Below are 550 nucleotides of genomic sequence, written 5' to 3'. Positions count from 1 at the left end.
CAATCTCATCCAACAAAACAACGGAATGAGGATGCTTAATAACGGCATCGGTTAACAAGCCACCTTGATCATAACCAACATAACCTGGAGGAGCACCAATTAAGCGGCTCACAGAGTGACGCTCACCATACTCAGACATATCAAAACGAAGCAGTTCAATACCAAGCAGTTTCGATAGCTGAACAGTTACTTCGGTTTTACCCACACCAGTAGGCCCTGCAAACAAGAACGAACCCACAGGCTTGTTATCTACACCCAAACCAGCACGAGATAGTTTGATAGCCTCCGAAAGCGCATCAATAGCGTTGTCTTGACCAAAGACTAGCATCTTCATTTTGCCATCAAGATTCTTCAAGATGTCTTTGGCAGATGAAGACACCGACTTCTCTGGAAGTCGAGCCATTTGTGCAACCATGGCTTCAATATCAGCCACGCCAACCGTCTTCTTACGACGACTTGCTGGAGCTAATCGACTACGAGCACCGGCTTCATCAATAACGTCAATCGCTTTTTCAGGTAGATGACGTTCGTTGATGTACTTCGCAGACAG

1 protein-coding gene is annotated in these 550 nt (G+C 46.0%); it reads right to left on the bottom strand.

Annotated features, from left to right (window positions below; translation table 11 throughout):
* Positions 1-550 (bottom strand): AAA family ATPase (locus tag R7Z50_RS30170; RefSeq protein WP_318150106.1); only part of this gene is annotated, 550 nt, incomplete at both ends.

The sequence above is a fragment of the Vibrio sp. 1249-1 genome, from assembly GCF_033340495.1.
This window is presented reverse-complemented; position numbering and strand designations above follow the sequence as displayed.